34 protein-coding genes are annotated in these 25,291 nt (G+C 72.0%); 17 read left to right on the top strand and 17 right to left on the bottom strand.

The window, feature by feature from the left end:
• Positions 1-370, bottom strand: a 370-nt coding sequence (locus tag JKV81_RS28330; protein WP_202078439.1) for an SDR family NAD(P)-dependent oxidoreductase, incomplete at its 3' end; no start/stop codon positions are given.
• Positions 371-479: 109 nt separating this feature from the next.
• Between JKV81_RS28330 and JKV81_RS28325 the strand changes: the two genes are divergently transcribed.
• From JKV81_RS28325 to JKV81_RS28275, 11 genes are all read left to right on the top strand, one after another.
• Complete coding sequence (locus tag JKV81_RS28325) at positions 480-1,145, top strand: TetR/AcrR family transcriptional regulator (RefSeq protein WP_129264842.1); 666 nt, start codon at positions 480-482, stop codon at positions 1,143-1,145.
• Between the two features lie 132 nt (positions 1,146-1,277).
• Positions 1,278-2,111 (top strand): NAD(P)H-binding protein, encoded by an 834-nt coding sequence (locus JKV81_RS28320; RefSeq protein ID WP_129264841.1) that lies wholly within the window; start codon positions 1,278-1,280, stop codon positions 2,109-2,111.
• Between the two features lie 84 nt (positions 2,112-2,195).
• Positions 2,196-2,714: an AAA family ATPase gene (locus tag JKV81_RS28315; RefSeq protein ID WP_124273979.1), complete on the top strand. Its 519-nt coding sequence runs from the start codon at positions 2,196-2,198 to the stop codon at positions 2,712-2,714.
• Complete coding sequence (locus JKV81_RS28310) at positions 2,711-3,310, top strand: DinB family protein (protein ID WP_202078437.1); 600 nt, start codon at positions 2,711-2,713, stop codon at positions 3,308-3,310. Before JKV81_RS28315 ends, JKV81_RS28310 begins: the two co-directional genes overlap by 4 nt.
• 149 nt (positions 3,311-3,459) lie before the next feature.
• Positions 3,460-3,795, top strand: coding sequence for a hypothetical protein (locus JKV81_RS28305; RefSeq protein ID WP_202078435.1), 336 nt, complete (start codon positions 3,460-3,462; stop codon positions 3,793-3,795).
• A gap of 69 nt (positions 3,796-3,864) precedes the next feature.
• Positions 3,865-4,200, top strand: a complete 336-nt coding sequence (locus JKV81_RS28300; protein ID WP_202078433.1) for a deoxyxylulose-5-phosphate synthase — start codon at positions 3,865-3,867, stop codon at positions 4,198-4,200.
• Between the two features lie 66 nt (positions 4,201-4,266).
• A complete protein-coding gene (locus JKV81_RS28295) occupies positions 4,267-4,755 on the top strand; it encodes a MarR family winged helix-turn-helix transcriptional regulator (RefSeq protein ID WP_202078432.1) in 489 nt (162 codons plus the stop codon).
• A gap of 88 nt (positions 4,756-4,843) precedes the next feature.
• Positions 4,844-6,346, top strand: coding sequence for an MFS transporter (locus JKV81_RS28290; RefSeq protein WP_372444261.1), 1,503 nt, complete (start codon positions 4,844-4,846; stop codon positions 6,344-6,346).
• Positions 6,347-6,371: 25 nt separating this feature from the next.
• On the top strand, positions 6,372-6,857 hold the full coding sequence (locus tag JKV81_RS28285) for a TIGR03618 family F420-dependent PPOX class oxidoreductase (RefSeq protein WP_202078429.1): 486 nt from the start codon (positions 6,372-6,374) through the stop codon (positions 6,855-6,857).
• The gene (locus JKV81_RS28280; RefSeq protein ID WP_307820613.1) at positions 6,854-7,498 is read left to right on the top strand and encodes an HAD family hydrolase; all 645 of its coding nucleotides are present in this window, start codon (positions 6,854-6,856) and stop codon (positions 7,496-7,498) included. Before JKV81_RS28285 ends, JKV81_RS28280 begins: the two co-directional genes overlap by 4 nt.
• 104 nt (positions 7,499-7,602) lie before the next feature.
• A complete protein-coding gene (locus tag JKV81_RS28275; RefSeq protein ID WP_236057981.1) occupies positions 7,603-8,373 on the top strand; it encodes a phosphotransferase in 771 nt (256 codons plus the stop codon).
• Here JKV81_RS28275 and JKV81_RS28270 read toward each other — a convergent pair.
• Both JKV81_RS28270 and JKV81_RS28265 read right to left on the bottom strand, forming a co-directional pair.
• Positions 8,357-8,986 carry a TetR/AcrR family transcriptional regulator gene (locus tag JKV81_RS28270; protein ID WP_202078425.1) on the bottom strand — a complete coding sequence of 210 codons (630 nt, stop codon included), beginning with the start codon at positions 8,984-8,986 and terminating at the stop codon, positions 8,357-8,359. The two genes, JKV81_RS28275 and JKV81_RS28270, sit on opposite strands and share 17 nt — an antisense overlap.
• Entirely contained in the window at positions 8,983-9,756 is a 774-nt protein-coding gene (locus JKV81_RS28265; RefSeq protein WP_202078423.1) for a TetR/AcrR family transcriptional regulator, read from the bottom strand. Before JKV81_RS28265 ends, JKV81_RS28270 begins: the two co-directional genes overlap by 4 nt.
• 98 nt (positions 9,757-9,854) lie before the next feature.
• Here JKV81_RS28265 and JKV81_RS28260 point away from each other — a divergent pair, with 98 nt between their 5' ends.
• Positions 9,855-10,859: an ATP-binding cassette domain-containing protein gene (locus tag JKV81_RS28260; protein WP_372444260.1), complete on the top strand. Its 1,005-nt coding sequence runs from the start codon at positions 9,855-9,857 to the stop codon at positions 10,857-10,859.
• Positions 10,852-11,625: an ABC transporter permease gene (locus JKV81_RS28255; protein ID WP_202078422.1), complete on the top strand. Its 774-nt coding sequence runs from the start codon at positions 10,852-10,854 to the stop codon at positions 11,623-11,625. Before JKV81_RS28260 ends, JKV81_RS28255 begins: the two co-directional genes overlap by 8 nt.
• Here JKV81_RS28255 and JKV81_RS28250 read toward each other — a convergent pair.
• From JKV81_RS28250 to JKV81_RS28240, 3 genes are all read right to left on the bottom strand, one after another.
• Positions 11,606-12,691 carry a phosphotransferase family protein gene (locus JKV81_RS28250; RefSeq protein ID WP_202078420.1) on the bottom strand — a complete coding sequence of 362 codons (1,086 nt, stop codon included), beginning with the start codon at positions 12,689-12,691 and terminating at the stop codon, positions 11,606-11,608. The two genes, JKV81_RS28255 and JKV81_RS28250, sit on opposite strands and share 20 nt — an antisense overlap.
• A 71-nt stretch (positions 12,692-12,762) precedes the next feature.
• Positions 12,763-13,539: an HAD family hydrolase gene (locus JKV81_RS28245; RefSeq protein ID WP_202078418.1), complete on the bottom strand. Its 777-nt coding sequence runs from the start codon at positions 13,537-13,539 to the stop codon at positions 12,763-12,765.
• A gap of 40 nt (positions 13,540-13,579) precedes the next feature.
• Positions 13,580-14,509, bottom strand: a complete 930-nt coding sequence (locus JKV81_RS28240) for a GntR family transcriptional regulator (RefSeq protein ID WP_129264827.1) — start codon at positions 14,507-14,509, stop codon at positions 13,580-13,582.
• A gap of 261 nt (positions 14,510-14,770) precedes the next feature.
• Between JKV81_RS28240 and JKV81_RS28235 the strand changes: the two genes are divergently transcribed.
• On the top strand, positions 14,771-14,935 hold the full coding sequence (locus JKV81_RS28235; RefSeq protein WP_164493606.1) for a hypothetical protein: 165 nt from the start codon (positions 14,771-14,773) through the stop codon (positions 14,933-14,935).
• Positions 14,936-14,994: 59 nt separating this feature from the next.
• Here the strand turns inward: JKV81_RS28235 and JKV81_RS28230 are convergent, their stop codons facing one another.
• Positions 14,995-15,687 (bottom strand): GntR family transcriptional regulator, encoded by a 693-nt coding sequence (locus JKV81_RS28230; protein WP_202078451.1) that lies wholly within the window; start codon positions 15,685-15,687, stop codon positions 14,995-14,997.
• Between the two features lie 21 nt (positions 15,688-15,708).
• Here JKV81_RS28230 and JKV81_RS28225 point away from each other — a divergent pair, with 21 nt between their 5' ends.
• Complete coding sequence (locus JKV81_RS28225) at positions 15,709-15,876, top strand: hypothetical protein (protein ID WP_202078416.1); 168 nt, start codon at positions 15,709-15,711, stop codon at positions 15,874-15,876.
• 38 nt (positions 15,877-15,914) lie between these two features.
• Here the strand turns inward: JKV81_RS28225 and JKV81_RS28220 are convergent, their stop codons facing one another.
• The 3 genes from JKV81_RS28220 to JKV81_RS28210 all read right to left on the bottom strand — a co-directional run bounded on the left by JKV81_RS28220 (position 15,915) and on the right by JKV81_RS28210 (position 18,959).
• Complete coding sequence (locus JKV81_RS28220; protein WP_202078414.1) at positions 15,915-17,171, bottom strand: GNAT family N-acetyltransferase; 1,257 nt, start codon at positions 17,169-17,171, stop codon at positions 15,915-15,917.
• 82 nt (positions 17,172-17,253) lie between these two features.
• Entirely contained in the window at positions 17,254-18,231 is a 978-nt protein-coding gene (locus JKV81_RS28215; RefSeq protein WP_202078412.1) for an asparaginase, read from the bottom strand.
• 53 nt (positions 18,232-18,284) lie between these two features.
• Positions 18,285-18,959, bottom strand: a complete 675-nt coding sequence (locus JKV81_RS28210) for an RsiG family protein (RefSeq protein ID WP_202078410.1) — start codon at positions 18,957-18,959, stop codon at positions 18,285-18,287.
• 114 nt (positions 18,960-19,073) lie between these two features.
• Between JKV81_RS28210 and dtd the strand changes: the two genes are divergently transcribed.
• Complete coding sequence (gene dtd / locus JKV81_RS28205) at positions 19,074-19,523, top strand: D-aminoacyl-tRNA deacylase (RefSeq protein ID WP_124273963.1); 450 nt, start codon at positions 19,074-19,076, stop codon at positions 19,521-19,523.
• Between the two features lie 45 nt (positions 19,524-19,568).
• On the opposite strand, the gene ygfZ is transcribed toward dtd, so the two are convergent.
• From ygfZ to JKV81_RS28175, 6 genes are all read right to left on the bottom strand, one after another.
• On the bottom strand, positions 19,569-20,534 hold the full coding sequence (gene ygfZ, locus JKV81_RS28200) for a CAF17-like 4Fe-4S cluster assembly/insertion protein YgfZ (RefSeq protein WP_202078408.1): 966 nt from the start codon (positions 20,532-20,534) through the stop codon (positions 19,569-19,571).
• Between the two features lie 48 nt (positions 20,535-20,582).
• A complete protein-coding gene (locus JKV81_RS28195; RefSeq protein ID WP_129264820.1) occupies positions 20,583-21,053 on the bottom strand; it encodes a Fur family transcriptional regulator in 471 nt (156 codons plus the stop codon).
• Between the two features lie 83 nt (positions 21,054-21,136).
• The gene (locus JKV81_RS28190; RefSeq protein ID WP_202078406.1) at positions 21,137-21,709 is read right to left on the bottom strand and encodes a heme-binding beta-barrel domain-containing protein; all 573 of its coding nucleotides are present in this window, start codon (positions 21,707-21,709) and stop codon (positions 21,137-21,139) included.
• A 259-nt stretch (positions 21,710-21,968) separates the two neighbouring features.
• On the bottom strand, positions 21,969-22,850 hold the full coding sequence (locus JKV81_RS28185) for a hypothetical protein (RefSeq protein WP_202078404.1): 882 nt from the start codon (positions 22,848-22,850) through the stop codon (positions 21,969-21,971).
• Positions 22,847-23,689: a hypothetical protein gene (locus tag JKV81_RS28180; protein ID WP_202078403.1), complete on the bottom strand. Its 843-nt coding sequence runs from the start codon at positions 23,687-23,689 to the stop codon at positions 22,847-22,849. The genes JKV81_RS28185 and JKV81_RS28180 overlap by 4 nt, the downstream gene beginning before the upstream one ends.
• Positions 23,686-24,483, bottom strand: a complete 798-nt coding sequence (locus JKV81_RS28175) for a hypothetical protein (protein ID WP_236057954.1) — start codon at positions 24,481-24,483, stop codon at positions 23,686-23,688. Before JKV81_RS28175 ends, JKV81_RS28180 begins: the two co-directional genes overlap by 4 nt.
• A 105-nt stretch (positions 24,484-24,588) precedes the next feature.
• On the opposite strand from JKV81_RS28175, the gene JKV81_RS28170 reads away from it, so the two are divergent.
• Positions 24,589-24,951, top strand: coding sequence for a DsrE family protein (locus tag JKV81_RS28170; protein ID WP_124273958.1), 363 nt, complete (start codon positions 24,589-24,591; stop codon positions 24,949-24,951).
• A gap of 21 nt (positions 24,952-24,972) precedes the next feature.
• On the opposite strand, the gene JKV81_RS28165 is transcribed toward JKV81_RS28170, so the two are convergent.
• Entirely contained in the window at positions 24,973-25,281 is a 309-nt protein-coding gene (locus tag JKV81_RS28165) for a DUF3099 domain-containing protein (RefSeq protein WP_129264818.1), read from the bottom strand.
• Positions 25,282-25,291: the final 10 nt, after the last annotated feature.

The following is a 25,291-nucleotide window of genomic DNA, read 5'->3' as shown; positions in this document are numbered from 1 at the left end:
CGAAGTGGCCGAGGTGGTTGGTGCCGAACTGCATCTCGAAGCCGTCCCGGGTGGTCCGCTTCGGGGTGTACATCACCCCCGCGTTGTTGATCAGCAGGTCGATGCGGCCGAGCCGGGACCGCAGCGCCGCCGCCGCGGTCCGTACGGAGTCGAGCGAGGTCAGGTCCAGCTCCTGCACGCTCACGTCGCCGGCCATGCGGGCCGCGGCCCGCTCGCCCTTCTCGACGTCGCGCACGGCGAGCACCACGGACGCGCCGCGCCCGGCGAGCGCCTTGGCCGTCTCGTACCCCAGTCCGGTGTTGGCCCCGGTCACCACGGCCACCCGCCCGCGCTGGTCCGGAATGTTCGCCGTCGTCCACTTCTCGCCCATGACAGGCTCCCAACCATTTAACGTACCGAAAGTATCTTGTGCTCACGACGTTAAAGTACTCTCGGTACGTTGTCAACGTACCGCAGGTACCTAAGTTAGGCTGGCGACCGTGACATTCCAGCGGGCGCGAACCGAAGAGCAGCGGGAGATCCGCCGGCGGGCGATCCTCGACACGGCGTCGGCGATGCTCGACGAGATGCCGGTGGCCGCGGTCACCCTGAACGAGCTCAGCCGCCGGGTGGGCCTGGCGAAGCCGAACGTGCTGCGCTACTTCGAGTCCCGCGAGGCGGTGCTGCTGGAACTGCTGGACCGCTTCCTGCGGGAGTGGCTCGCGGACCTGGCGGACGAGCTGGCCGCCGGTGTCGACGAGGAACTGCCCATGGACGAGCGGGCGACCGCGGTGGCCGAGATCCTCAGCCGGTCGCTCTCCGGCCGGGGGGTGCTGTGCGATCTCTTCGGCGCGCAGGGCGGGGTCCTGGAGCACAACGTCTCCGTCGAGGTCGTCGCACGCTACAAGCGCGCTTCCCTGGAGCGCCTGACGACCATGACCGCCCTGGTCCGGACGTACCTGCCCGAGCTGGGCGAGAGCGCGACGATGTTCAGCCTCCAGACCATGGTCCTGGCCGGCGCGCTGTCGGCGTACAGCACGCCCCCGCCCAGCCTCCGGGCGGCCTACGAGGCGGAGCCCGACCTGGCCCGCTTCCATCTGGGGCTGGAGGAGTCCTTGAAACTGTCCCTGACCGCGACGCTCCTGGGCGCGCTGCCCCGACGCTGACCCGCCGCCGATCCGCCGCTGACCCGTCGCTGACCCGCCGCTGAAGGTTCCGTCCGCGGCTCCTTGACCTCAAGCGCGATCGAGCTTCTAGCGTGGCTCCCGGTCGATCACCGGCGACAGGAGAACGCGCTCATGATCCTTGTGACCGGAGCCACCGGAAACATCGGCAGTGCCCTGCTGAAGGAGTTGCACGCACGCGGCGCCGGGCCGTTGAGAGGGCTCACCCGTGATGCCTCACGTGCGGCCTTCCCCGACGGGGTCGAGGCCGTGGAGGGCGACTTCGGCGACCCGGCGTCGCTGAAGTCCGCGCTGGAGGGGGTGCGTTCGCTGTTCCTCGTATCGCGTCGCGGACCGGACGCCGACGTCATCGACGCCGCCCGGCGTGCGGGCGTGGAGCACGTGGTGCTGGTGTCGTCGATCACCGCCGAGACGCATCCGCACCTGGGCCCCGCCGGCGAGAACCTGGCGGTGGAACGGCTGCTCAAGGACAGCGGCATGGCCTGGACGATCCTGCGGCCGACCCAGTTCACGTCGAACACCCTGATGTGGGCGGCTTCCGTCCGTGACCACGGGACGGTCCGCGTGCCGTACGCGGACACGGCGCTGCCGGCCATCCACCCCGCGGACATCGCGTCGGTGGCACGGGTGGCCTTGACCGAGCCCGGCCACCACGGGCGCACCTACGCCCTGACCGGTCCGGAGCCGGTGTCGCCCCGCCGCCAGGTCGAGGACCTCGCGGCCGCGCTGGGCCGGGACGTGCACTTCGAGGAGATCAGCCGCCGGGAGGCCCACGCGCAGATGGCCGCGGTCCTCGGGGCCGAGGCCGCGGACGCGGTGCTCGACCTCACCGGCGGAGACGTCAACGACGCACTGCTGGCGGTGCGCGACACGGTGTCGCAGGTCACCGGGGTCCCGGGCCGCTCGTTCAAGCAGTGGGTCACGGAGAACGCCGCCGCCTTCCGCTGAATCGCCGGCCCGCGTCTCCTCCGTCCACGGCCGTCCGACACGGGTACCTGTTCCTGCGGCCCGTACCCCGCTAGCGTCGAGCCCATGATCGTATGGCTCAACGGCACGCACGGCGCCGGCAAGACGACGACCAGCGCGCTCGTGCAGCGACTCCTGCCCGACTCACGGGTGTTCGACGCCGAGAAGGTCGGCGAGACGCTCATGGACATCAAGCCCGGGCTTCCGTGGACGGGCAACTTCCAGCACTGGCCGCCGTGGCGCCCGCTGGTCGTCGAGACCGCCCGCCACGTGCTCGACTACACCGGCGGCACCCTGGTGATGCCCATGACCGTCCTGGTCGAGGAGTACTGGCGGGAGATCAGCGGCGGACTCGCCCAGCACGGCATCCCCGTACGGCACTTCGTCCTCCACGCCGACCAGGACACCCTGCGCCGGCGCATCGAGGGGGACACCGATCTCGGCCCCTCCACCTTCCGGCTCGAATACCTCGAACCGTACGCCGAGGCGGCCCGCACGTGGCTGCACGAGGAGGCCGAGGTCGTCGACACCACGCACCTCACGCCCGCCGAGGCCGCCCTGAGGATCGTGGAGGCCGTCAAGTGACCTCGTCCGACGCCAGATCCGACCTGCACTTCTACCTGCAATCGGCGCGGGACGCCCTGCTGTGGAAGCTCGAAGGCCTCTCCGAGTACGACGCACGACGCCCGCTGACGCCGACCGGCACGAACCTCCTGGGCCTGGTCAAGCACGTGGCGAGCGTGGAGCTGGGCTACCTGGGCGACACCTTCGGCCGGCCGTCCGGCGAGCCGTTGCCGTGGGTCGAGGAGGGGGCGGAGCCCAACGCGGACATGTGGGCCACCGCCGACGAGTCACGCGAGCAGATGGTGGGCCTCTACCACCGCGCCTGGGCCCACGCGGACGCCACGATCGACGCACTGCCGCTGGACACGGTCGGCCGGGTGCCGTGGTGGCCGGAGCACCGTGCGGAGGTGACGCTGCATCACGCCGTGGTCCGCGTGATCGCCGACACGCACCGGCACACCGGTCACGCCGACATCCTGCGGGAACTCATCGACGGCGCCGTGGGGATGAACAAGGGCAACGACAGCATCCCGCCGGGCGACACGGCCTGGTGGGAGGACCACCGCGACCGGGTGGAACGCGCCGCCCGCGAGGCCGGCGGGGGCGCCCCGGCGTGACGTGACCCCGGCGGAGCGCCCTGGCGTGACGGAGCCAGGCGGGGGGGGGCGTCCGATCCCGCCGGGGCTCCGGCAGGAACGGCTGAGCCCGGCCGAACCGGGACGGCCGTACTGCCACAGGAGGCCGAAGGTCCCGTAGCGTCGGTGCCATGAGCGACGTCCTGCCTCTCCTCGTGCTCGCGGGCGCCCTGGCCGCCGTCCTGGGCTTCTTCAGGTGGCTGGCGTCCCGCGTCCGGCGGCGCGGTACGGCGGGTGCGGCCCTCACCGCGGCACTGGCCTCGTACGACGAGGCCTTCCGGGTCACCGCCCATGACGCCCACCACGAGATCCGGGCCCAGGCCGAGCGTAAGGCCCCGCTGCTCTCCCCCGACCGCCCGTGGGAGACCGGCCGCCGCGGCACACCGCTGTCAGGTGCACACCCGCGCCGTCGCGGGCCGGGGCTGCGGCGCCGGGCCGGACGCCTGTGGCGCGGACGCCGGGCCTGAGGCGCGTCCCGGGGGCCCCGGCCCCGTAAACCGGTCGAACGGCCGGGGCGCGCGCCCTACTCTGGCCGCATGCCGCCCTCCAAGACGTCGTACGTCTGCCTGCCGTGCCGGGCCTCGTACAAGCAGCCCTACGACAGGGAGCGGGAGGACCGCGTCTGCCCCCGGTGCGCCGGGGTGCTGATCCATGCCGGATCCGCCTTCGCGCCGCCGAAGCGGCGGGACACCGCCGGCTGGCGCACGCTCTCCGTCCTGCTGAACGCGGGCGTCCGCTTCCACAAGAGCTGCTGCGGAGGCCCCGGCTACCGACCGCGGACCCTCAGCGAGGTGAAGGAGCGAATGGCGTACGCCGAGCGCACCGGGGAGCCGTTCGCACAGGCCCTCGTCCGGCCCGAGCTGCCCCGGTAGCACCCCCTGGACCTAACGTCCCATTACGGACGATCCACCACGGTACGAATTGTTACGCTGGTCGGCATGACCGCCCTGACTCCCGCCCGTACGGCACCCGACCTGTCCTACCTCCTCGACCACACCAGCCATGTCCTGCGAACCCGCATGGCCGCAGCGCTCGGCGAGATCGGCCTGACCGCGCGCATGCACTGCGTGCTGGTCCACGCCCTGGAGGAGGAGCGCACCCAGATCCAGCTCGCCGAGATCGGCGACATGGACAAGACCACGATGGTGGTGACCGTGGACGCCCTGGAGAGCGCGGGGCTCGCCGAGCGGCGCCCCTCCAGCCGCGACCGGCGGGCCCGGATCATCGCCGTCACCGAGGAGGGGGCCAGGGTCGCCGGGCGGAGCCAGGAGATCGTCGACCGCGTGCACCAGGAGGCCCTGGGAACGCTGCCCCAGGACGACCGCGAGGTGCTGCTGCGCGCACTGAACCAGCTGGCCACGGACCATCTGGCCACCCCCTCGGAGAACCCCCGGCCGGTCCGGCGGGCGCGGCAGGGGCAGAGGTAACCCTCAAGGACCGGACCGTTAAATATAGTCTGCAACGAAACCATCTGTTACGGTCATTCTTGTCGACCCGCCCGACAGGAGAAGACCGATGGCTGTTGATGTCCCGCGCGACACATCCGAACCCGCCGCTCCTACCGCCCCACCGCTCCCGCCCGGAGCCACCCCGGCCGCACCGCCGCTCCCGTCCGGCCCCACGGTCCCTCACCGTGGCCTGGCCCTCGCGGTGATCGCGGCGGGGATGCTCACGATCACCCTCGACGGATCGATCGTCACCGTGGCGATGCCCACCATCCAGCGCGACTTGGGATTCACCCCCGCCGGCCTCAGCTGGGTGGTCAACGCCTACCTGATCGCCTTCGGCAGCCTGCTCCTGCTCGCGGGCCGGCTCGGCGATCTGCTCGGCCGCACCCGCATGTTCCTGGCCGGCACCGCCGTCTTCACCCTGGCCTCCCTGCTGGCCGGTGCGGCCACGACGCCCGCGCTGCTCATCGCCGCCCGTTTCCTCCAGGGGGTCGGCAGCGCGATGGCCGCCGCCGTCGGCCTGGGCATCCTCATCACGCTGTTCGGCGAGCCCCGCGAACGGGCCAGGGCCATCGCCGTGTTCTCGTTCACCGGGGCGGCCGGCGCCTCCATCGGGCAGGTGCTCGGCGGGATCCTCACCGACGCCCTCAGCTGGCACTGGATCTTCTTCATCAACCTGCCGATCGGCGCGGTCGCCTTCCTGGTCGCGTGCCGGGTGCTGCCCGTCGACCGTGGCGTCGGGCTCGCGGCCGGGGCCGACGTCGCCGGGGCCGCACTCGTCACGGCGGGGCTGATGCTGGGGATCTACACCGTGGTGAAGGCCGAGGAGTACGGCTGGGTCTCCACGCCCGCCCTCGGCCTCGGGGCGGTCTCGCTCGCGCTGCTCGGAGCGTTCGTCGTACGCCAGGCGACCGCCAGGACCCCGCTCATGCCGCTGCGCGTCCTCCGTTCACGCAGTGTCGCCGGGGCGAACCTGGTCCAGGCGCTCATGGTCGCCGCGCTGTTCTCGTTCCAGGTCGTCGTCGCGCTGCACCTGCAGAACGTCCTCGGGTACGGCGCCGCCGAGACGGGTCTCGCGATGCTCCCGGCCGCCGTCATGATCGGTGGGACGTCCCTGGGCGTATCGGCCCGGCTGATCTCCCGGTTCGGCGAACGCGCCGTACTGCTGACCGGGATCGCCCTGCTGATCGGCGCCCTCGGCTTCCTCACCCGGGTCCCCGCGGACGCGCGGTACGTCACCGATCTGCTCCCCGTGATGCTCCTCGCGGCAGGCTTCGGGCTGGCGACCCCCGCGCTGACGGCCCTCGGGATGTCCGGTGCGGGCGAGGACGACGCCGGGCTCGCGTCCGGGCTCTTCAACACCACCCAGCAGATCGGGATGGCCGTCGGCGTGGCGGTGCTGACCACCCTGGCAGCGGCCCGCACCGACCGGATGCTCGGCGAGGGCCACGGCCGGGCGGAGGCGCTGACCGCCGGCTACCAGCTCGCGTTCACCGTCGGCACCGGACTGCTGGTCACGGCCTTCGCCGTGGCGCTCCTCGTCCTGCGCCCCGCGCGCACCCACTCCTGAACCACAGACCCGAAAGGCGTACACCGTGACCACCACCGGAGAGACGAAGAGCGGCCCCCCGCCCCGCACCCTCACCGACCAGGCACTCTCCCGGATCCTGCGGGACCAGCAGTTCGGCGTGCTCGGAGCCGTCCGCTCCACCGGCCACCCGCATCTGTCGACCGTGCTCTACCGCTGGGACGCCGAGGAGCGCGTCCTGCGCGTCTCCTCCACCGAGGAACGCCTCAAGACCCGCATCCTGCGCAGGAATCCGCACGCCTCGCTGCATGTCCACGGCGGCGACGTCTGGTCGTTCGCCGTGGCCGAGGGCCGGGCGGAGGTGTCCGGACCCACCACCCGGCCCGGCGACGCCGTCGGACGCGAACTGCTCTCCCTGACCCCGGGTTTCGACACCCCGGAGGGCGAACGGGCCTTCCTGGAACAGGCGGTGTCCGAACACCGCGTGGTCATCCGCCTCCGGGTGTCCCGGCTGTACGGAGCGGCCCTGGACATCGAGGCGCCCGGACAGTGACCCACGGATTCCGGACGGCGACCCACGGCCCTGCCTTCGACGCCGTGCTCTGCGACCTCGACAACGTGGTCCGCTTCTACGACGTGACGCACCTGGCCGCGCTGGAGCGGGCGGCCGGACTGCCGGAGGGCACTACGGAGGACATCGCGTACGCCCCCGAGACCGATCTCCCGCTCCTCCTGGGCCGGATCACCCTGGAGGAGTGGGCGGAGACCGTCGCGCGCGCCCTCGCCGGCCGGGTCGGCGAGGCGACGGCCCGGGAGCTGGGCAGGGCGCTCGCCGAGGCGCCGTTCCACGCGGACGAGACGGTGGTCGCCCTGCTGCGCCGGGTACGGGCACGCGTACCGCTGGTCCTGGTCACCAACGCCACGCCCCGGCTGGCCGACGACCTGGCCGCGCTGGGACTCACGGACCTGGCTCACCACGTGGTGAGCAGCGCCGTCGAGGGGGTCGCCAAGCCGGATCCGGCGATCTACCGGATCGCCGCCGCACGGGCCGGGGTGCCGATGGACCGGTGCCTCTTCGTGGACGACAGCCGCGAGAACGTCGACGCGGCCGTGGCGCTCGGCATGACCGGCGTACATTTCCGTCAACCGTCAGATCTGCACGGGCCGTTCGGCATCGACCGGGGAGAGTCATGAGCAAGGACGAGGAAGAGATCCCGCACGGCGCCACGAGCGAGGACGACGTAGAGACCCCGCACCGCGGCACGAGCGAGGACGACGAAGAGGTCCTGCACGGCGGCATGACCCACGTGGGCACGGTCGTCCGCCGTGGGGACACCGTCGAGCGGCCGGCCCAGCCGCACGCCCCGGTCCTGCACGCCCATCTGAGGGCACTGGCCGCCGCGGGCTTCGACGCGGCTCCCACCCCTCTGGGGGTGAGTGAGGACGGCCTCCGGGAGCGGCTCAGTCATGTCCCCGGCGCGGTGCCGCTTCCGCCCTTCCCCTCCTGGGCGCTCACCGACGAGGCTCTGCGCTCGGTGGCCGGCATGCTGCGGCGGCTGCACCGGGCCTCCGCCTCCCTGCCCGTGGACCGCACCGTCCCCTGGCCGACCGAACTGGCCGACCCGGAGGCCGGATCGCTGCCGGACAGCGCCCTGATCCTCTGCCACAACGACGTCTGTCCGGAGAACGTGGTCTTCCGTGAGGGCCGCGCCGCCGCCTTCATCGATTTCGACCTGACCGCGCCCGGCCGCCCGCTCTGGGATGTGGCGACGGCGGCGCGCTACTGGGTGCGGTTGTCCGGGGAGGACCCCGGGGCGGCGCGGCGGCTCCGCGTCCTCGCCGACGGCTACGGCCTGACGGCGGAGGAGCGCGCCGGACTTCTCCCCACGATCGAGCAGGCCGCCGCGGCGGCCCGCGCCTTCACCGAGCGGCGGGTGCGCGACGGCAGCCCCGTCCATCTGCGCGCGCTCGCGGACCGCGGCGGCTGGGAGCGCTGGGACCGCCACCAGGCGTGGCTCGCCGCGAACCGCGCCGCGCTCACCGAACGGCTCCTCAGGGACGCGCGATGACCAGCCCGTCCGCCAGCTGCGCGAAGGCCAGCCGGGCCGCGGACACCGCGTCGCCGTGGACCTCGGCGGCGCTCTCCCCCGCGTCCATGCGCCGCCAGTTCTCCATCGCCAGGATCCGCAGTACGGCGATGATCTGGCCCGCGGCGAGCCGCGCCACCACCGGGGCGCCGGGGTCCAGGGCGCGGGCGAGCGCCGCTTCGGAGCGGCCCTGGTAGCCGTACAGGCGGGCGACGAGCGACGGGGTGCCGTAGAGCAGCCGGTGGAAGGCCAGCACGTGCGGGTTGTCGCAGAGTCCGGTCACCGGGTCGTGGCGGTCCAGGCCCTCCAGGAAGTGGAGGCGCAGCGCGTCCAAGGGGGAGACGCCGTCCGGCCGGCCGGTGACGACGCGGGCCGCCTCGTCCTCGTGGTCGGCGAACCGGTGCAGGACCAGGTCCTCCTTGGCCGGGAAGTACCGGAACAGCGTCGGCTTCGAGATGTCGGCCGCCGCCGCCACCTCCGCCACCGAGACCTTGTCGAAGCCCCGTTCGAGGAACATCGAGATCGCGGCCTCGGAGACCGCCTGGTAGGTCAGCTGCTTCTTGCGTTCCCGCAGGCCGCCCTTTCCGTCGCTCATGACGGCGCGCCCTTCGCGATGAGCGCCTCGATCCCGTCGAGGATCCGCTCCAGGCCGAACACGAACTCATAGTCGGGCTCGTCCGGTTCGCTCAGGACGTCGGTGGTCAGCAGCCTGGACAGCGCCGGATGGCGGACAGGGTCGACGAGCCGTGTCACCGTCCGCTCCCACTGGCCCATCACCTCCCGGGCCGAAACCCCCTTCGCCTCGACGGCGGCGGCGAGATCGCTCATCAGCAGGGCCTCGTTCCGTACGAAGCCCGAGACGAACAGGATGACGGAGATCTTGTCGCCCTCGGCCAGCCCGCTGCCCTCCAGCGCCTGGAGGCCCTGTTCCCACCAGGCGACCGAATGGGGGCTGGCAGGCGGGCCCGAGATCGGGATGCGCAGGGACCACAGGCTGCGCTGGTACATCCGGCGCTGCGCCCACGCCCACTGGCTCACCGCCTCCCGCCAGCCCGCCTTCGTCTCCAGGGCCGGCAGCGGCTCGGGGTCGCCCATGGCCGCCTCCTGCATGAGGACGTACAACTCCTCCTTGGCGGAGACGTAGCGGTAGAGCGACATCGTGGAGGCGCCCAGCTCCTTGGCGACCCGGCCCATGGAGACGGCCGAGAGCCCTTCCGACGCGGCGATCCCCACCGCCGCGTCGACGATGCGGTCCAGCGTCAGGCCGGGCTTCGGGCCCTTGACCGGACGTTCGCGCAGTCCCCACGCGGCCTCGATGCTGGCCGGCAGGCCCGTACCGCCCGACTCGCTGCTGTTCTCCGTCACCCGAAGACCCGCCTTTCCCGCTGATGGCTTGCCACCATCCTAGATTTGCGTAATGCTTACACAGTAGCGCGTACGGCATACGCAGAAGGGGGATCGCCATGAGCACGTCCATGGGTACGTCCATGAACACATCCGCGGACGGCGTCGTGAACGACGTCATGATCGAGGCTGACGGCCTGACCAAGTCCTACGGAAAGCCGGGGTCCGGGGTCCGGGTCCTGGACGGCGTCGGCCTCCGGGTCGCCCGCGGCGGGATCCACGCCCTGCTCGGGCCGAACGGCGCGGGCAAGACCACGACCGTGCGGATCCTCGCCACGCTCACCACCGCCGACTCCGGCACGGCGCGCGTCGCCGGGTACGACGTCGTCGCGGACCGGCGCCGGGTGCGCCGCGCCATCAGCCTGACCGGGCAGTTCGCCGCCGTGGACGAGACGCTGACCGGCGAGGAGAACCTCCGGATGATGGCGCGGCTCTCCGGCCTGACCCGCACCCGCGCCCGGGCCCGCGCGGAGGAGCTCCTCGCCCGCTTCGACCTCACCGACGCGGCCCGCCGCCAGGCCCGTACGTACTCCGGGGGGATGCGGCGCCGCCTCGACCTGGCGGCGGGGCTGGTCGGCTCGCCCGAGCCGGGCGTCTTCTTCCTCGACGAGCCCACCACCGGCCTCGACCCGCGCAGCCGCCGCGAGCTCTGGCAGGTGGTCCGCGATCTCGCCGGCCGGGGAGCCACCGTGCTGCTCACCACGCAGTACCTGGAGGAGGCCGACCAGCTCGCCGACCGCATCACCGTGCTCGACAAGGGGGTCCGCGCCGCCGAGGGCACCCCGGAGGAGCTGAAGTCACGCGTCTCCGGACACCGTCTGGACCTCGTCCTCAGCAGCCGCGAGGCCTACCTCCGGCTCGCCGGCCGCGCCGTCCACCACTCCCCCGAGACGCTCACCCTGGGCCTCCCCACGGACGGCACCGCCGCCCATGTGCGCGCCCTGCTCGACGAGACCGACCCGCACCGCACCGACGTCGACCGCTTCTCGCTGCACAGCGCGACCCTCGACGACGTGTTCCTCGCCCTCACCACCGAGAAGACGGAGGCACCGACCCATGTCTGACGCCCCTGGGCTCCTGACCCACGCCACGGTCATGACCGGCCGCAGCCTGCTCATCAGCCGCCGCAACATCGACGCCGTCATCACCTCGATGATGCTGCCGATCATGCTGATGCTGATCTTCGTCTACTTCTTCGGCGGCGCCATCGACACGGGCACGCAGTACGACTCGTACGTCATGTACGTCGTCCCCGGCGTCCTGTTCCTCTGCGCCGGCTTCGGCTCGGCCACCACGGCGGTGGCGGTGAGCGAGGACATGAAGGGCGGCATCATCGACCGCTTCCGCACCCTGGACATCGGCGGGATGCCGATCCTGGCCGGTCACGTCGCGGCCAGCACGGTGCGCAACCTGGTCTCCACCACGCTGGTGTTCGCTGTGGCCCTGCTCATCGGCTTCCGCCCGGCCGCCACACCGGCCGGCTGGCTCGCCGTCGCCGCGGTGCTCCTCGCCTACATCGTGGCCCTCTCCTGGATCTCGGCGGCGATCGGCCTGCTCGCCCGCACCCCGGAGGCGGCCGGCGGGTTCACCTTCTTCATGTCGTTCCTGCCCTACCCGAGCAGCGCGTTCGTCCCGGTCGACAGCATGCCGGGCTGGCTCCACGGCTTCGCCGACCACCAGCCGGTCACCCCGGCCATCGAGTCCCTCCGCGGCCTCCTGCTGGACCAGCCGGTGGGCAACGCCCCTTGGACCGCGCTCACCTGGGCGGCCGGGATCCTGCTGGTGGCCGTGGCCCTGTCGGGGGTGCTCTTCAGGGTGCGGACGCGGTGACGCCCCGGAGCCAGCGGTCGTAGGCGGCCATGACCTCGCGCGGGGACGGCAGCGCGTCCAGACCGAGCGGCACCCGGGCCCGCGCCAGCACCTCGCGGACGCGGTGCGCGGTCACCGGGAGCCGGACCTGGGCGGGTCCGGCGTCCGGCTGCTCCAGTGCGATGGCACCACGGATCACATCGGTGTAGACGGACTGGAGCCGCTTGTACGCCAGGAGCGTCTCCAGGTCGTCACGCCACCCCTTCGCGCACTCCGGCCGTACGCCCTCCACGGCCGAGGCCCACAGCCGGGCGGTCCGCCCGGCGGTCCCGGCCGGGTAGCGCATCAGGTGCAGATGGGTGGCCAGGTCGTACAGGGGGTCACCGATCATGGAGAGTTCCCAGTCGATGGTCCAGAGGTCGTCGGCCGCGTCCACGATGAAGTTCAGCCGGTGCAGGTCGCCGTGGATCAGGGTGAACGGCCGGCCCGTCAGGCGCCGCGCCCTGCTTCTGACGCCCGCCAGCGCTCCCTCACCCACCCCGAGTTCACGGAACAGCGAACCGAAGCGGTCGTGGTGGCGCCGGTACACCTGCTGCTCGGTGAAGGTGATCAGGCTGTCCAGGAAGGCCCCGGAATCGCCGTCGGCCGGATGGCCGGCCGGATCGCAGAGCCGCCGCGCGCCTATGGACCCCGCGTCGAGGGCCACCAGCTCACCGAAGAGCCGCCCCAGCTGCCCGGAGTGGCGCGGGGAGAGGGCACCCGTCAGCCCGCTGCCGAGCGTCCGCCCCTCGATGAACCTCTGCAGCAGGACGTGCTCGTCGAGGACGATGACCTCGGGGATCCGGCTCACCCGGCCCCGCAGCTCCAGCAGCAGCCGGTCCTCGGAGACGAAGCACGTACGGTCGAACCGGAAGAGCTCGGAGCGCGGTTCGTGCACCTTGCAGCGCAGCGGCCCGTCGGGCAGCGCGAAGACGTACGTCTCGCGGTAGTGCCCTCGGTACGGGCCCTCGATGGCCGTCCCGTCGTACGGAGTGCCGGGACGGACCCCCGGATATCCGCGCACGTCCGCCGTGGTGTCGACTGTCACCGCCTGCTCCCTCGACCGTGAAGGGCCGCGAGCGACCGCCGGCCGGGTCTCCGTGCGGACAGAGCCTGTCTCTACCCGCGGACACCGGCCGGCAGCGGCCCCACGCCCGGCTCCTCCAACTGCACGCGCTGCCGGGCCGTTTCCACAAGACCCCGCAGCGAACGCACCGCCCGACGGGCCCCCACGTCCTCAAGGGCCCGGCGCTTGCGCTCATTCACCGCATAGCCAATGAACGGTACACCTAGCGCCTGCGCGGCCAGGCAGTCCGCGGGGGAATCCCCGATCATCACGGCCGCCGCCGCGGCGGAACCGGTCGACTCCAGGGCCCGGACCAGGCAGTGCGGGTCGGGCTTGAGCAGTCCGGGGTCGGAGGTGCGCCCGTGGATGTGCGCGCCCGCCCGGGCGGCCGGCCGGTGGCGGCCGAGGAAACGGGCCACCGCCGCCGCCGAGTTGTTCGTCGTGACCGCCTGCCGCCAGCCACCGGCGTCCAGGGCGTCGAGCAGGTCCAGCGCGTGCTCGGTCGGTGTGGCGTCGGCGGCCGCCTCGACCTCCTCCGCCGTGAGGCAGCGCTCGGCATGGGCCGTCGTCGGGCTGTCCCCGTAGTGCTTGGCGACCTTCTGCAACAGGGCCAGCGGGTCGTCCGTCGCCCCGGCCGCCACCCCGGGGTCGCAGCCGAACCGGCGCAGCTCGTCGGCGAGCCGTGCCGCCACACCGGCGGCCGGGCGGCCGGCGAACAGATGGCACAGGGGGCCGTCGAAGTCGAGGAGGACGCACTCGGCCGCCGCGAGGAGTGCGGCCGGGCCCTGGGCCACGGCACCGGGAGGGGTGGCGTCGCGCCGTGCACTCATGTCAGCGATCCGTTCACAGGGAGAGTCATGCCGGGCACGGTCAGAACGGCGCCTTCGTGGACAGGTTGTCCCAGGTGGAGTTGAAGAACTTCCGCGCCGCCCGCACCACTCCCACCTGCTCGGGGGTGGAGTCGGCCGACGCCCGGAACGGATACAGCGTCGCCCCCGTGCCGTAGGCGTCGTACGTCGCGACGTCCTCCCCGTCCGGCAGGGTCGCGGTGCCCTCCTCCGGGATGTAGAAGCCCTGGAGCACCACGCGGTTGTTCAGGATGTACAGCTTCACCTGCGGTGCGAAGGGCACCAGCCGCACCTGTACGTCGACCTCCTCCACCAGCTTGAGACGGCGCAGCTCGAACAGGGCGGACCGCAGCATGGTCACGTGGCTGTGCAGGATTCCGCCGAGCCGCTGACGCACCCGCGGGTCGTCGTCCCCCGTCACCTGCCGCGGGATGGCCAGGGCGGTGGACTCGGTGTTCGGGAGCAGCAGCCGCGCGGTGATGCTGCGGGGCGGGCTGATCTCCCCGGCGACGATGCGGTCCTTCTGGTCCACGACCCGGGCGGCGAGCGACTCCGTCGTCATCGAGAAGACGTCCAGCCGGACCACGTTGGCCTCGAACGCCTCCACCAGATACGGCTTGAGCAGGACCGGCGGCACCCGTTCGGAGACCACGGCCCACACATCGCTGTCCTGGTGCCCCGCGGGCGCGGGCACATGGCGCGTCTCGCCGGGCTCGGAGGCCACGAACGAACCGCTCCCCTGCCGGGTGACGATCAGCTCCTCCCTGCGCAGGAGGGACAGCGCCTGGTTGACGGTCGCCCGGGAGACCTTGAAGCGCTGGGCCAGCTCCTCCTGCGTCGGGAGCCGCTCGCCGGGACGCCGGGCCTCGCTGTTGATCTCCTTGCGCAGCTCGTCGGCGACCCATCGGTACTGGAACTTGGCATCACGCGGGGCGGAACCGTCACTTGTCACGCCGCAACCCTACAACTTCTCGGCGGGCGCGCCGATATACGACGCACAACTGTCCATGTCGATGTTCGCAGAACCTACAACTAACCGAACAACCAGACAAGTTTGCGACACCGCCCCCTCAGGGCATAAGTACGACAAGTCAAACGGGGGACTTGTACGGCAGTTGTTCGGTTTCTGCGCAGCGTCGCGCAAAGTCGCCGGTCTCCCCCACCCAGCGGCGCATCCGCGCCGACCCCCTCCACCTGGGAAGGAGTGACGGCCATGCCCCTGTTCACCTTGGGCCTCGAGCAGATCATCCAGTGGAAGTACGGCGTGATGGGCACCGTGGGAATCACCCTGCTCACCTTCGGTCTGAAGGCCGGCAGCCCCAACTGCGCCTGCGCCGGGGCGCTCGTACTGGCCCTGCTGTTCATGCCGAACGACTGAGCCCTGTTTCGCCGGCGGTCCAGGCCGGCGAAACAGGACCGGGCGGCGGGCGGAACAGCTCAGCCCGTCAGATCAGTCGCGATCGTGGACCACAGACTGTCGAACCACTGCTGCGACTGCTCCACGAACGCCTCGTCCCGCACCTGGCCGGACGCGCGCGCGAAGCTGAAGAGGGTCGAGTGACTGCCCAGCACGTCGAACATCTCGACCTGACTGTTGCCGATGCTCTCGCTCCGCTGCGTCACGGTGTAATAGGCGAACAGCACCTCGTCCCCGTTGAGCAGGTAGAGCTTCATCGGCGGGGTGAAGGGGATCTCCCGCAACGACACCTCGACGTCCAAGTCATGGGCCGGCAGCAGGATGCGCACCCTGACCGACCGGAGAGCGAGCAGGCCGGACCGTATCCGCTGCACCGGTTCCGCGATGGCGAGGGCGAGGGGCTCCGCCGTCAGACAGAGCGCGTCGATCCGCACATCGGGTACGCCGAACGCCTCCAGGACGCGCGGCCCCAGCGCCGCCGAGGTCTGCAACGGCCCATCGGCCCCCGGCAGCACACCCGGCACCGCCGCCACCCGGGCGGGAGCACCCCGGGTCACGGCCGTGAGCAGCCCGTCCTCCTGCAGATGCTTCAACGCCTGCCTGATCGCGCCCCGCTCGACACGGAACTCGTCGGCGAGCACCGCCTGGGTGGGCATGGGATCCCCGGGCCTCAGGACACCCGTGCGGATGCGGGACCGCAGGACCTGCGCGATCTCCTCCGGGGAGGCACAGCCATGCCCTTACTCACGCTGCTCGCGGAGCAGTACCTGGAACTCCGCTTCGGCTTCATGGGTGTGCTGGGCGCCGCCCTTCTCGTCACCGGGCTGAAGCTCGGCGACGAGCACTGCGTCACCGCGGGCGCGCTCCTCCTGGTCGTGCTGATGGTGGGCGCGTCCCTCTAGCGTCCCGCCCCGCCGCGCGGCCCGAGAAGCCGCCCGCCTCAGAACACGTCCGGGCACCACGCCCGCCGCGCCGTCCGGAACACCGTGTCCGCCGTGGCGGCCGCCCCGGGGCGGTGCTCGTCGATCCGCCCCAGCGCCGCCAGCCGCACCGGTGACTCGTCGCCCAGGTGGAGCGTCGCCAGTTCCGCCACGTCCAGCACGAGGTCCGGGTCCCGTTTCGTGGGGACGCAGGAGGCGCCGGACGGGGAGACCTCCAGCAGGAAGCGGCCGCCCGCCAGGCCCGTGGCGTCCCGGACGTCCAGGACCAGCGCGGCGTCGGTCGCGTACGTACGTGCCTCCAGGGCGCGGGGAATGTCCAGGACGCGCAGCCACAGCCAGTCCGCCTGGGTCACGACGCGGGCGGCGCGCGGGTCCGGGAGGAGCAGCGGGAGCAGGTCGTCGGGCGCGCGGTAGCCCGAGCGGACCGTGGTGATCCAGTCGATGGAGCAGACGAAGTGCCACAGGGCGCGTTCCGCCGCCGGGGTCGTCGCGAGCATGCCGACCACCGTCGCCTTGTTCAGCGGCTGCTTGCGGTCGCCCCAGTGGGCGTCGGCGCGGTAGGCGATCAGCCCGTCCGTCTCGCCGTCCGCCGAGCGGTACACCGCGTAGAACGGCTCCGTCCACGTCTCGAACGCCGGGACGTCCACACCGGTGTTCCGCTGCCACCAGCGCTCGTCCCGGGAGACCACACCGTGCTGCCGTGCGGCGAGCCGTGCGTGGAGCTCCGGCCCCAGCTTGCGTACGTCCGCGCCGTCCACCAGCTCGATCCGGCCGCCGTCCGCCTCCGAGGGGACCCGGGCGCGCGGGTCGAGGCCCGCCCGGGGGACGTCGATCTCCCACTCGGTGGTCCAGGAGGCCGGCCCGAATCCGTACCGCCCGTAGATCGGGTACTCGGCCGCGATCAGCGAGGCGACCACGTCACCGCGCTCCTTCGCCGCCGCCAGGTCCGTCGCCATCATCCGGCTGAGCAGCCCGCGCCGGCGGTGCGTCGGCGTCACCGTCACGCCCGTGATCGCGTCGGCCCGCACCCGCGCGCCGCCGACGACGGTCAGCTCCTGCGCGAACGACCGGAAGGTCGCCACACAGCGCCCCGCGTCGAACACCCCCTGGACCCGGGAGAGATCGGTGTGTTCCAGGCGCACCGCGACCTCCTCCTCCGCCGGCACCGAAGCCGACGCCCGCAGGAACCCGGTCCCCACGGCACGCAGCCAGTCGGGGAACTCGGCTGCGGAGACGGTACGCGGATCAAGGCTCATACGGCCCACGCTATGCACCGCGCGGGCGTGTGTCGCGCCGATTTACGGGCGCCCCGATCCGCCGATCCGTCCAGGCCCCCGCTCAGAACGCCGCCCGGATCCCGCCCACCTCGACGTCCCCGCCCAGCAGCGGCGCACGCCCGATGCGGGACACCACCGGGGCGTCCACACCCAGCAGTTCGAGGGAGCGGGCCAGCACCGGGCCCAGGGCGCGGGTGGAGCCGTCGTCGATCTTGAAGGCCAGGGCCCTGCCGTCCGGGAGCGCCACGGCCTGGACCGCCTCCGCGCCCATCTTGGAGAGCGTGCCCGGCACCTCCCGCATCAGCCAGGTGTCCGGCCGCCGCGTGCCCGCGACGTACTCCGGGTGCGCCCGCATCGCGTCCGCGACCCGGCGCTCCGCGCTGCCCGGCTCCGCCAGCACGAACGCCCGGAACGCACGGGCCAGTCCCACCAGCCCGATCGCCATCAGCGGCGCCCCGCAGCCGTCCGTACCGATCGCCGCGACGGGCTCACCCGCCGCCTCCGCGACGACCTCGCCGACCAGCCGCTGGAGCGGGTGGGACGGGTCGAGGTACGTCGCCGTGTCCCAGCCGTTCCGTACGCAGACGGCGAGCATCGCCGCGTGCTTGCCGGAGCAGTTCATGGTGAGCGGCTCCCGCACACCACCGGCGGCGAGGTACGCCTCCGCCTCGACCGGGTCCAGCGGCAGGTCCGGCGGCGTCCGGAGGTCGTCCGGCTTCAGCCCGTGCTCGGCGAGCATCGTGCGGACCAGTTCGAGGTGGAAGCCCTCACCGGAGTGGCTCGCGGCGGCCAGGGCCAGCCGCTCACCCGATAGGTCGAGCCCGGCCCGGAGGATCGCGGCGGCCTGCATCGGCTTGTTCGAGGAGCGCGGGAAGACCGGGGCCGCCGGGTCGCCGAGCGCGAACTCGACGCTCCCGTCCGCGGCCAGGAGGACCAGCGACCCCCGGTGGTGGCCCTCGGTGAAACCGGACCGTACGACCTCGGCCAGCACCGGGGGCACGGGCGACGAGGTGGGGAGCGGGGCTATGGAGGAGGTCATGGGGCGGGGTGGCCTTCCGGGGACGGGCGTGACCCGCCCCCGGAAGGGTCGCCTCAGGCGAGCAGGTCCTCTACTTGTGCTTCCCCGTCACGGTACCTGCGGGCGATCTCCGCACTGCAATCGTCGACGGTGCGCTGGAGCCGGTGACGGCGCCGGGACACCTGCTGCTCGTAGCGGACGAGCCGCCCCATGGCGGTGAGGAGCTCTTCGTCCGTCCGGGCGTCGAGGTCGGAGAGCTCGACCTCCGCGAGCGTGTCCGCCGCCAGCTGCCGGTACTCGTCGCTGCGCGGCGTGGTGAGGGTGACGTGCCGGGCCGACGAGCGGTGGACGGACGGGGTGTCGGCGAGGATCTCCGAGAGCCGGTCCACCACGGGCGACTCCGGGTCCACCCGGCGCGCGAGCTCGGCCCGCAGGATGTCGATACGGCCCTGGACCAGACGGCGTACGTAACTGAGGTCCGCCTCGTCGCGCTGGGCGTCACGGCGCAGGGTGCGCAGCTCCGGCAGCCGCAGTCCGCCGAACTCGGGCAGCGGGCGTACGGAGGCCAGTCCTTCGACCGCACCGCCCCCGGTCTGCCCCGGCACGGACACCGCGCCCGGCAGCTGGACGGGCGGGACGGGCAGCTGGCCCGGTGCGGCACCGGTCCGCTGCACCGGAGGCCGCGGACCGGCGGCTGTACGTGTCCCTGGTACGGCACCGGGCGACGGCCCGGTTCCCTGTGTCGTCATGATGATCGTCCCCTCGACCGGTGCGTCGGCACACCGACACCGTGCATGGTGCCACTACGCAGGGTGTTCACGCAGGTGCTCTGTACCCGTTCAGCCCAAGATAGGTTGGTCTGTATGCGTGCAGTGATACAGAGAGTGGACGGCGCGAGCGTCGCCGTGGCGGGCCCTTCGGACGATCCCTCGGGGACCGGAACGGTCGGCGAGATCGTCGGCGAGGGCCTGTGTGTGCTGGTGGGGGTCACTCACGGCGACACCGCGGAGAAGGCGGCACAGCTCGCCCGCAAGCTCTGGACCCTCCGGATCCTGGAGGGCGAGAAGTCCTGCTCGGACGTGAATGCACCGCTTTTGGTCATTTCGCAGTTCACTCTCTACGGGGACGCCAGGAAGGGCCGCAGACCCACGTGGAACGCCGCCGCTCCGGGCGAGGTCGCCGAGCCGCTGGTCGACGAGGTGGTGGCCCAGCTGCGCGCGCTCGGCGCACAGGTGCAGACGGGCCGCTTCGGGGCGGACATGCGCGTCACGCTCACGAACCACGGCCCGTTCACCGTGCTGGTCGAGGTGTAGACGGCCTCTCCGGCGGCCCTGGGGCCTTCCGTCCACACGAAGGCCCTACGGCTCGACGACCGTCTCCTGGGCCGCCGCGGTGTCACCCGCGATCAGCTCCGCGTCCACCGCGACGTTCCGCTTCACCAGCGCCAGGGCGATCGGGCCCAGCTCGTGGTGGCGGGCCGAGGTGGTGATGAAGCCGAGCTGGCGGCCCTCCTCACCGTCGGCGGCGAGCCGCACCGGCGTCCCGTGACCGGGCAGATGCACCTCGCTGCCGTCGAGGTGCAGGAAGACGAGGCGGCGCGGCGGCTTCCCCAGGTTGTGGACACGGGCGACCGTCTCCTGCCCCCGGTAGCAGCCCTTCTGGAGGTGCACCGCGCTGCCGATCCACCCCAGCTCGTGCGGGATGGTCCGGTGGTCGGTCTCGAAGCCCAGACGCGGCCGGTGCGCCTCGACGCGGAGCGCCTCGTACGCCAGGATCCCGGCCGCCGGTCCGTGCGCGGCGGCGAAAGCCTCCAGGTCGGCCCGGGGCAGGAAGAGGTCACGGCCGTGGGCGGTCTCCCGTACGGCGACACCGTCCGGGACCTCCGCGATGGAGCCGGCCGGGAGGTGCACGACGGCGATGTCCTCGGTGCGGTCGGCGATCTCGACCCGGTAGAAGAACTTCATCGACTCCAGGTACGCGATCAGCTCGCCCTGGGTCTCCGGCTCGGCGTGCATCCACACCGTCGTACCGTCGTCGACCAGGTAGAGGGCGTGCTCGATGTGCCCGTTGGCGGAGAGGATGAGTGCCTCGGTCGCCTGGTTCGGCGCGAGGTCGCTGACGTGCTGGGTGAGCAGCAGATGCAGCCAGGCCAGCCGGTCGTCGCCGGTGACCGTGACGACCGCGCGGTGCGAGAGGTCGACGAGACCGCCGCCGTCGGCCAGTACGCGTTGCTCACGGAACAGGTCGCCGTAGTGCGCGGCGACACCTTCGTCGCGCCCCTCGGCGGGGACGGCGCCGGGCAGGGACAGCAGGGGGCTCTTCATGCAGACCAGCGTACGACTCGCGGGTGCCGGTCCACCGGGCGCTGCCGGTTACTCCGGAGGTCCGGCCTCCGCCGCGTCCGCGGCGTCCGCCGCCTTCACCGCTTTCGCCGCGCAGTCGGCGCACCGCCCGAAGATCGCGAAGTGCTTCATGTCGGTCTCGAAGCCGAAGGTGTCCCGCAGCTTCGCCGTGAAGTCGGAGACCACACCGACGTCGGCCTCGATGACGTTCGTGCAGTCACGGCAGACGAGGTGGATGTGGTGGTGGCGGTCCGCGAGGTGGTAGGTCGGGGCGCCGTGCCCGAGGTGGGCGTGGCTGACCAGCCCGAGCTCCTCCAGGAGCTCCAGGGTCCGGTAGACGGTGGAGATGTTGACACCCGACGCGGTCCTGCGCACCTCGACGAGGATGTCGTCGGGCGTCGCGTGCTCCAGGGTGTCGACGGCCTCCAGGACGAGCTGACGCTGAGGCGTCAGCCGGTAGCCACGCTGCCGAAGATCGGTCTTCCAGTCGGTGCTCACCACACGCCCAGTGTAGGGCGGGGCGAGCACCGGTCCGCCGGGGCCGGGTGAACCGGCCCGGAGAAGCCCGGGAGGGCCGTGGAGGACTACTTGAAGAAGGCGATGCCGTCGTCCGGCATGTCCCCGAGGCTCTTCGCCATCTCGGCGACCTCCTCCGGGGTGACGACCTTCTTCAGGTGCGCCGACATGTACGGCCGCAGCTCCACGTCGGGGGTGGCCTTCTCGCCGACCCACATCAGGTCGCTGTTCACATAGCCGTAGAGGCGCTTGCCGCCGCTGTACGGGCCGGAGGCGGCCGTACGGGCGACCGCGTCGGTGGCGATGTCGATCTGCGGCTTCTGCTTGGCCAGCTCGCCGTACCAGACCTCGACGATGCCCTGGTCGCGGACCATGACGACCTCGACCTTGCGGTCCTTGTCGATGCGCCAGTAGCCGGACTCGGACTCCAGCGGCTTGACCTGCTTGCCCTCGGAGTCCAGCACCCAGGAGTGCGAGACGTACTCGATGAAGTCGCGGCCGTCGTGCCTGAAGGTCACTTCCTGGCCGAAGTTGCACTTCTCGGCGCCGGGGAAGTCGGAGACGCCCGCACCCGCCCAGTTGCCGAGGAGGAAGGCCAGCGGTACGAGGTCCGGGTGAAGGTCGGACGGAATCTCGATCATGAGCGGCTCAGACGATCTGTGAGGGTGTACGGAAGGTGTTCGACGAGGGTCAGCGCTGGCCCTGGTACAGCTTCTTCACGGTCACGGCGGCGAAGGCGAGCACGCCGACGCAGACCAGGACCAGCAGGGCGGAGAAGAAAGCCTCAAGCACGGGAGCTCCTCGGAACGAACGACATGACGGCAGCAGGCGGCCGGGCCCCCAGCCTAATGGGTGGGGGCCCGGCACGGCGGCCCGGGGTTTCCCCCGGGCGCGGTCGGCTCAGCCCAGGAGCTGGTCCTGGAGGATCAGCGTCTGGTGGAACGGAACCGCTTCCGTGCCCGCCTTCCCCTTGCGGCTCTGGACGACCAGGGCGAGGGTGTCGCCCGCCAGCACGTACCCGTGGCGCACCTGCTCGGCGCCGTACGGCTCGGCCTCGGAGTACGCGCGCACCGTGGTGAATTCCGCCCTGGCGTCGGAGGCCCAGTCCTCGTCGAAGGCCGGCTCGTCCGTCCCGGCGGGCGGCAGCGGCAGGGAGCCGTCCTCGAAGAGCCGGTCGTGGAACTCCGTCGAGTACGCCACCGAGTTGAACTGGAGCAGGTAGACCCGGGACGAGGTGCCGTCCGGCATGGTCCAGCCACGGGCGGTGAGGTGCCGCAGCGCGGAGTCCTTCAGCCGCTGGGTGAGCGCGGCCCGGTCGTCCTTGCCGTACTCGGCGGCGTACCGGGCGATGTCCACCCAGCCGCCGTCGAGCTTCTTGTCCACGGTGGCCCCGGCGGGCGCGGGCAGCAGCAGGCGCCGCAGGTCCGCGTGGTGGACCTCGGCGGTGTTGGAGTCGCTGTACGGGCGGGGCGCGTCGGCGGGCAGGGCGGGCAGGCTGAGCGCCGGGTAGTCCCAGCGCCCGTCGTCCCGTGTGGCGAGCCCCGGCACGTCGGTGCGTTTCATCGACGTGATCCCGGCGACCGTGCCCGCGCCGAGCCCGCCGAGGACCAGCACGGCGGCCGTCCACCGCAGCACGGCCCGCAGGACAGGGCGGGGCGGACGGGGCGCGACGGGCACGGGGTCCTGCGCGGGCGGGTCCTGCGGGGCCAGGGGGAGAGCGGCCTGCGCGGGGGCGGTCGCCTCCGTCGGTTCGGCCGACTGCTCGGCCGTCTGCTCGGTCATATGTACTCCCCCGGGGACGTGATGTGGTCCAGCTGGTCCTTCAGCAGCTCGGCGACGGCCGCCTTGTCGACGGGCTTGATGCCCGTCGCCCGGTAGCTGATGCTCAGCTCGCCGTCGTAGGCGGCGCACATCATGTCCTCGATGTCGCTGTCGCCGGCCTTCGGCTGCAGGTAGCAGGTCGCCTTGCGGGTGTGGCCCTTGACCTTCGGGCCGTCGCGGAAGATCCCGACGAGGTCGAACAGCTCCGTCCGGAAGGTGTAGAGGTTCCGGACGGCCTGCTTGTCCTTCATCCGGACGATCGTGGCGTGCACCTCCAGGTCGTTCTCCTGGGAGACGTACGACCGGACGGCCAGACCCTGCAACCGGAGCTTGTCGATCCGCTTGTCGTACTCCCGGCGCTCCTTGCCGGCGAGCCCCCGGCCGGACTCCTTCATCGCGGCGCCGGCCCGCTCGCCGTCCGCCTCGCCGTCGTTGCCGTACTCCCCGTCGTCCGGGCCCAGCCGGAAGCCCTCGGGCACGGGCAGCAGCAGCTTGCTGAGCGCCGTGTCCGACCGGCCCCGGCTCGCGTCCCCCGCGGGGTCCTTGCCGGGCTCACGCTCGGACACCTTCCAGGCGGTGGTCTCCACGCTACGGTCCGCGCCGTCCACCGTGATCTTCGTGTACGTCGCGGCGCCGCCGACGGCGCCGAGCACCAGCACGAAGGGAAGCGCCGTGAGCAGCATCCGCCGCGCCGTGCCGGCGCGCTGAGGCGCGTCCGGGGAGCCGTCGGCGTCCGGGGTGCCGGGGGCTCCGGGAAGCGGTGCCACGCCGGAGGGCTCGGGCGGGGTCATGTCGTTCACACGCGCTCCAGCTGTCGCTCGGCCAACGTCCGGATGTCCTTCTTGCTGATCGGCCGGCTGTCGAACAGATTGATCTCGATCATGATGTCGCCCCGGTGCACGACGGCCCTGGCCTGGTAGGAGGGCAGGTAGCCGGGCTCCCGATCGACGTCGTAGAGGTAGTAGCGCCCCTCGCCACTGCCTTCGACCAGGTCACCGCCGTTGCCCGCGTACGCGTCGTCGGCCATGTACGAGCGCTGGCCGTCGGCGTAATCGGCGGCCATCGCGCCCGGCCCCGAGGAGAACTGGGTGAGCGTGATCGTCGCCTCGCGGTGCTCGCCCTTCTTCCAGGCGGCCCCCGCGATACGGCGGATGTCCGACTCCAGGAAGTACTCGAACATCCCGGCCTGGTCCTCGTAGCCGCGCGCGAGGCCCCCCACGGTCATCCAGCCGTCGTCGAGCCAGTCCGCGTCCTTGTCCTCGCTCCACCCCGCCGGGGGGTCGATGATCAGCTTGCGCAGATCGCCGTCCGTCCGGACCCGGTGGTCCTGCGAGGCGGGCAGCGGAGCGGGGACCTTGTCCGCGGGAAGCGCCTTCGCCGGATACGCCAGCTCCGCCTGCGACAGGGCGGGCAGCGGCGTCGGAGGCCGCTCGGCCTGGATGCCGTAGCCGACCGCCGTACCGCCGGAGATGCCGAGCAGGGCGGCGGCGGCAAGCAGCAGGGCCGTACGGCCTCGTGGACGCGCGCGGCCGGGGACGGGTGCCTCGGCAGGCGGTTCGACGGGCGCGCCGGGCATCGTGTCGTTCGGTTCCAAAAGGGTCCCCCCCAGAGACCTGAGGCGCGGGTTCCATTACCCGCGCACACAACTGACCCACAGGTCACAGGGGAGGTTGCCCGGCCGAGGATTACAGTTCGGTACATGCCGAAGAAGCTCGTGATCAAGGTGACCGCCGGAGCCGACGCCCCCGAGCGCTGCTCGCAGGCCTTCACCGTGGCGGCCGTGGCCGTCGCCAGCGGGGTCGAGGTCTCGCTGTGGCTGACCGGGGAGTCCGCCTGGTTCGCCCTGCCGGGACGCGCCGCCGAGTTCGAACTGCCGCACGCGGCACCGCTGCCCGACCTCATCGACTCGATCCTGGCGGGCGGCGGGATCACGCTCTGCACCCAGTGCGCGGCGCGGCGCGACATCACCGAGGCGGACGTGCTGGAGGGCGTACGGATCGCCGGCGCCCAGGTCTTCGTCCAGGAGGCCATGGCGGACGGGGCACAGGCCCTCGTCTACTGATCCTGGCCGGCGGATCGCCGGTCAGCGGCGGTTGTCCCTGCCGTCCAGCTCGTCCCACCACTCGTCCGACTGCGGGTCGCCCGTGCGCTTCTCGCGGGACGACGGACGGCCAGGGGGCCGGGAGACGCGGGACGGGTCGTCGTACCAACGGTCCTCAGGTCCCCGGCGGTTGGCGACGATCGCGGCGACGGGCGGGATGACCATGGCGACCACGCACATCGCGACGGCCGCCGGGATGGACCACAGGCGCACGAAGGCCCAGGCGGAGACGAAGAGGAAGAGGCATCCGCCCATCATCAGGAAATAGACGCGCCTGCGCCGTTCGTACATAACTCCAGCG

Origin of the sequence: Streptomyces silvae, from assembly GCF_016745505.1 — a bacterium.
In the GTDB taxonomy this organism is placed as follows: domain Bacteria; phylum Actinomycetota; class Actinomycetes; order Streptomycetales; family Streptomycetaceae; genus Streptomyces; species Streptomyces silvae.
Note: the sequence above shows the minus strand (reverse complement) of the source record. Positions and strands in the feature narration are given on the sequence as shown.

What these genes read in the sequence shown, in the direction of transcription:
- JKV81_RS28320 (WP_129264841.1), top strand. Translation starts at nt 1,278, where the DNA reads ATGATCCTTGTGACCGGAGCCACCGGAAACATCGGCAGTGCCCTGCTG.
- JKV81_RS28315 (WP_124273979.1), top strand. Translation starts at nt 2,196, where the DNA reads ATGATCGTATGGCTCAACGGCACGCACGGCGCCGGCAAGACGACGACC.
- JKV81_RS28305 (WP_202078435.1), top strand. Translation starts at nt 3,460, where the DNA reads ATGAGCGACGTCCTGCCTCTCCTCGTGCTCGCGGGCGCCCTGGCCGCC.
- JKV81_RS28300 (WP_202078433.1), top strand. Translation starts at nt 3,865, where the DNA reads ATGCCGCCCTCCAAGACGTCGTACGTCTGCCTGCCGTGCCGGGCCTCG.
- JKV81_RS28295 (WP_202078432.1), top strand. Translation starts at nt 4,267, where the DNA reads ATGACCGCCCTGACTCCCGCCCGTACGGCACCCGACCTGTCCTACCTC.
- JKV81_RS28290 (WP_372444261.1), top strand. Translation starts at nt 4,844, where the DNA reads ATGGCTGTTGATGTCCCGCGCGACACATCCGAACCCGCCGCTCCTACC.
- JKV81_RS28275 (WP_236057981.1), top strand. Translation starts at nt 7,603, where the DNA reads ATGACCCACGTGGGCACGGTCGTCCGCCGTGGGGACACCGTCGAGCGG.
- JKV81_RS28270 (WP_202078425.1), bottom strand. Translation starts at nt 8,986, where the DNA reads ATGAGCGACGGAAAGGGCGGCCTGCGGGAACGCAAGAAGCAGCTGACC.
- JKV81_RS28260 (WP_372444260.1), top strand. Translation starts at nt 9,855, where the DNA reads ATGAGCACGTCCATGGGTACGTCCATGAACACATCCGCGGACGGCGTC.
- JKV81_RS28255 (WP_202078422.1), top strand. Translation starts at nt 10,852, where the DNA reads ATGTCTGACGCCCCTGGGCTCCTGACCCACGCCACGGTCATGACCGGC.
- JKV81_RS28245 (WP_202078418.1), bottom strand. Translation starts at nt 13,539, where the DNA reads ATGAGTGCACGGCGCGACGCCACCCCTCCCGGTGCCGTGGCCCAGGGC.
- JKV81_RS28235 (WP_164493606.1), top strand. Translation starts at nt 14,771, where the DNA reads ATGCCCCTGTTCACCTTGGGCCTCGAGCAGATCATCCAGTGGAAGTAC.
- JKV81_RS28225 (WP_202078416.1), top strand. Translation starts at nt 15,709, where the DNA reads ATGCCCTTACTCACGCTGCTCGCGGAGCAGTACCTGGAACTCCGCTTC.
- JKV81_RS28220 (WP_202078414.1), bottom strand. Translation starts at nt 17,171, where the DNA reads ATGAGCCTTGATCCGCGTACCGTCTCCGCAGCCGAGTTCCCCGACTGG.
- JKV81_RS28215 (WP_202078412.1), bottom strand. Translation starts at nt 18,231, where the DNA reads ATGACCTCCTCCATAGCCCCGCTCCCCACCTCGTCGCCCGTGCCCCCG.
- JKV81_RS28210 (WP_202078410.1), bottom strand. Translation starts at nt 18,959, where the DNA reads ATGACGACACAGGGAACCGGGCCGTCGCCCGGTGCCGTACCAGGGACA.
- dtd (WP_124273963.1), top strand. Translation starts at nt 19,074, where the DNA reads ATGCGTGCAGTGATACAGAGAGTGGACGGCGCGAGCGTCGCCGTGGCG.
- ygfZ (WP_202078408.1), bottom strand. Translation starts at nt 20,534, where the DNA reads ATGAAGAGCCCCCTGCTGTCCCTGCCCGGCGCCGTCCCCGCCGAGGGG.
- JKV81_RS28190 (WP_202078406.1), bottom strand. Translation starts at nt 21,709, where the DNA reads ATGATCGAGATTCCGTCCGACCTTCACCCGGACCTCGTACCGCTGGCC.
- JKV81_RS28185 (WP_202078404.1), bottom strand. Translation starts at nt 22,850, where the DNA reads ATGACCGAGCAGACGGCCGAGCAGTCGGCCGAACCGACGGAGGCGACC.
- JKV81_RS28170 (WP_124273958.1), top strand. Translation starts at nt 24,589, where the DNA reads ATGCCGAAGAAGCTCGTGATCAAGGTGACCGCCGGAGCCGACGCCCCC.
- JKV81_RS28165 (WP_129264818.1), bottom strand. Translation starts at nt 25,281, where the DNA reads ATGTACGAACGGCGCAGGCGCGTCTATTTCCTGATGATGGGCGGATGC.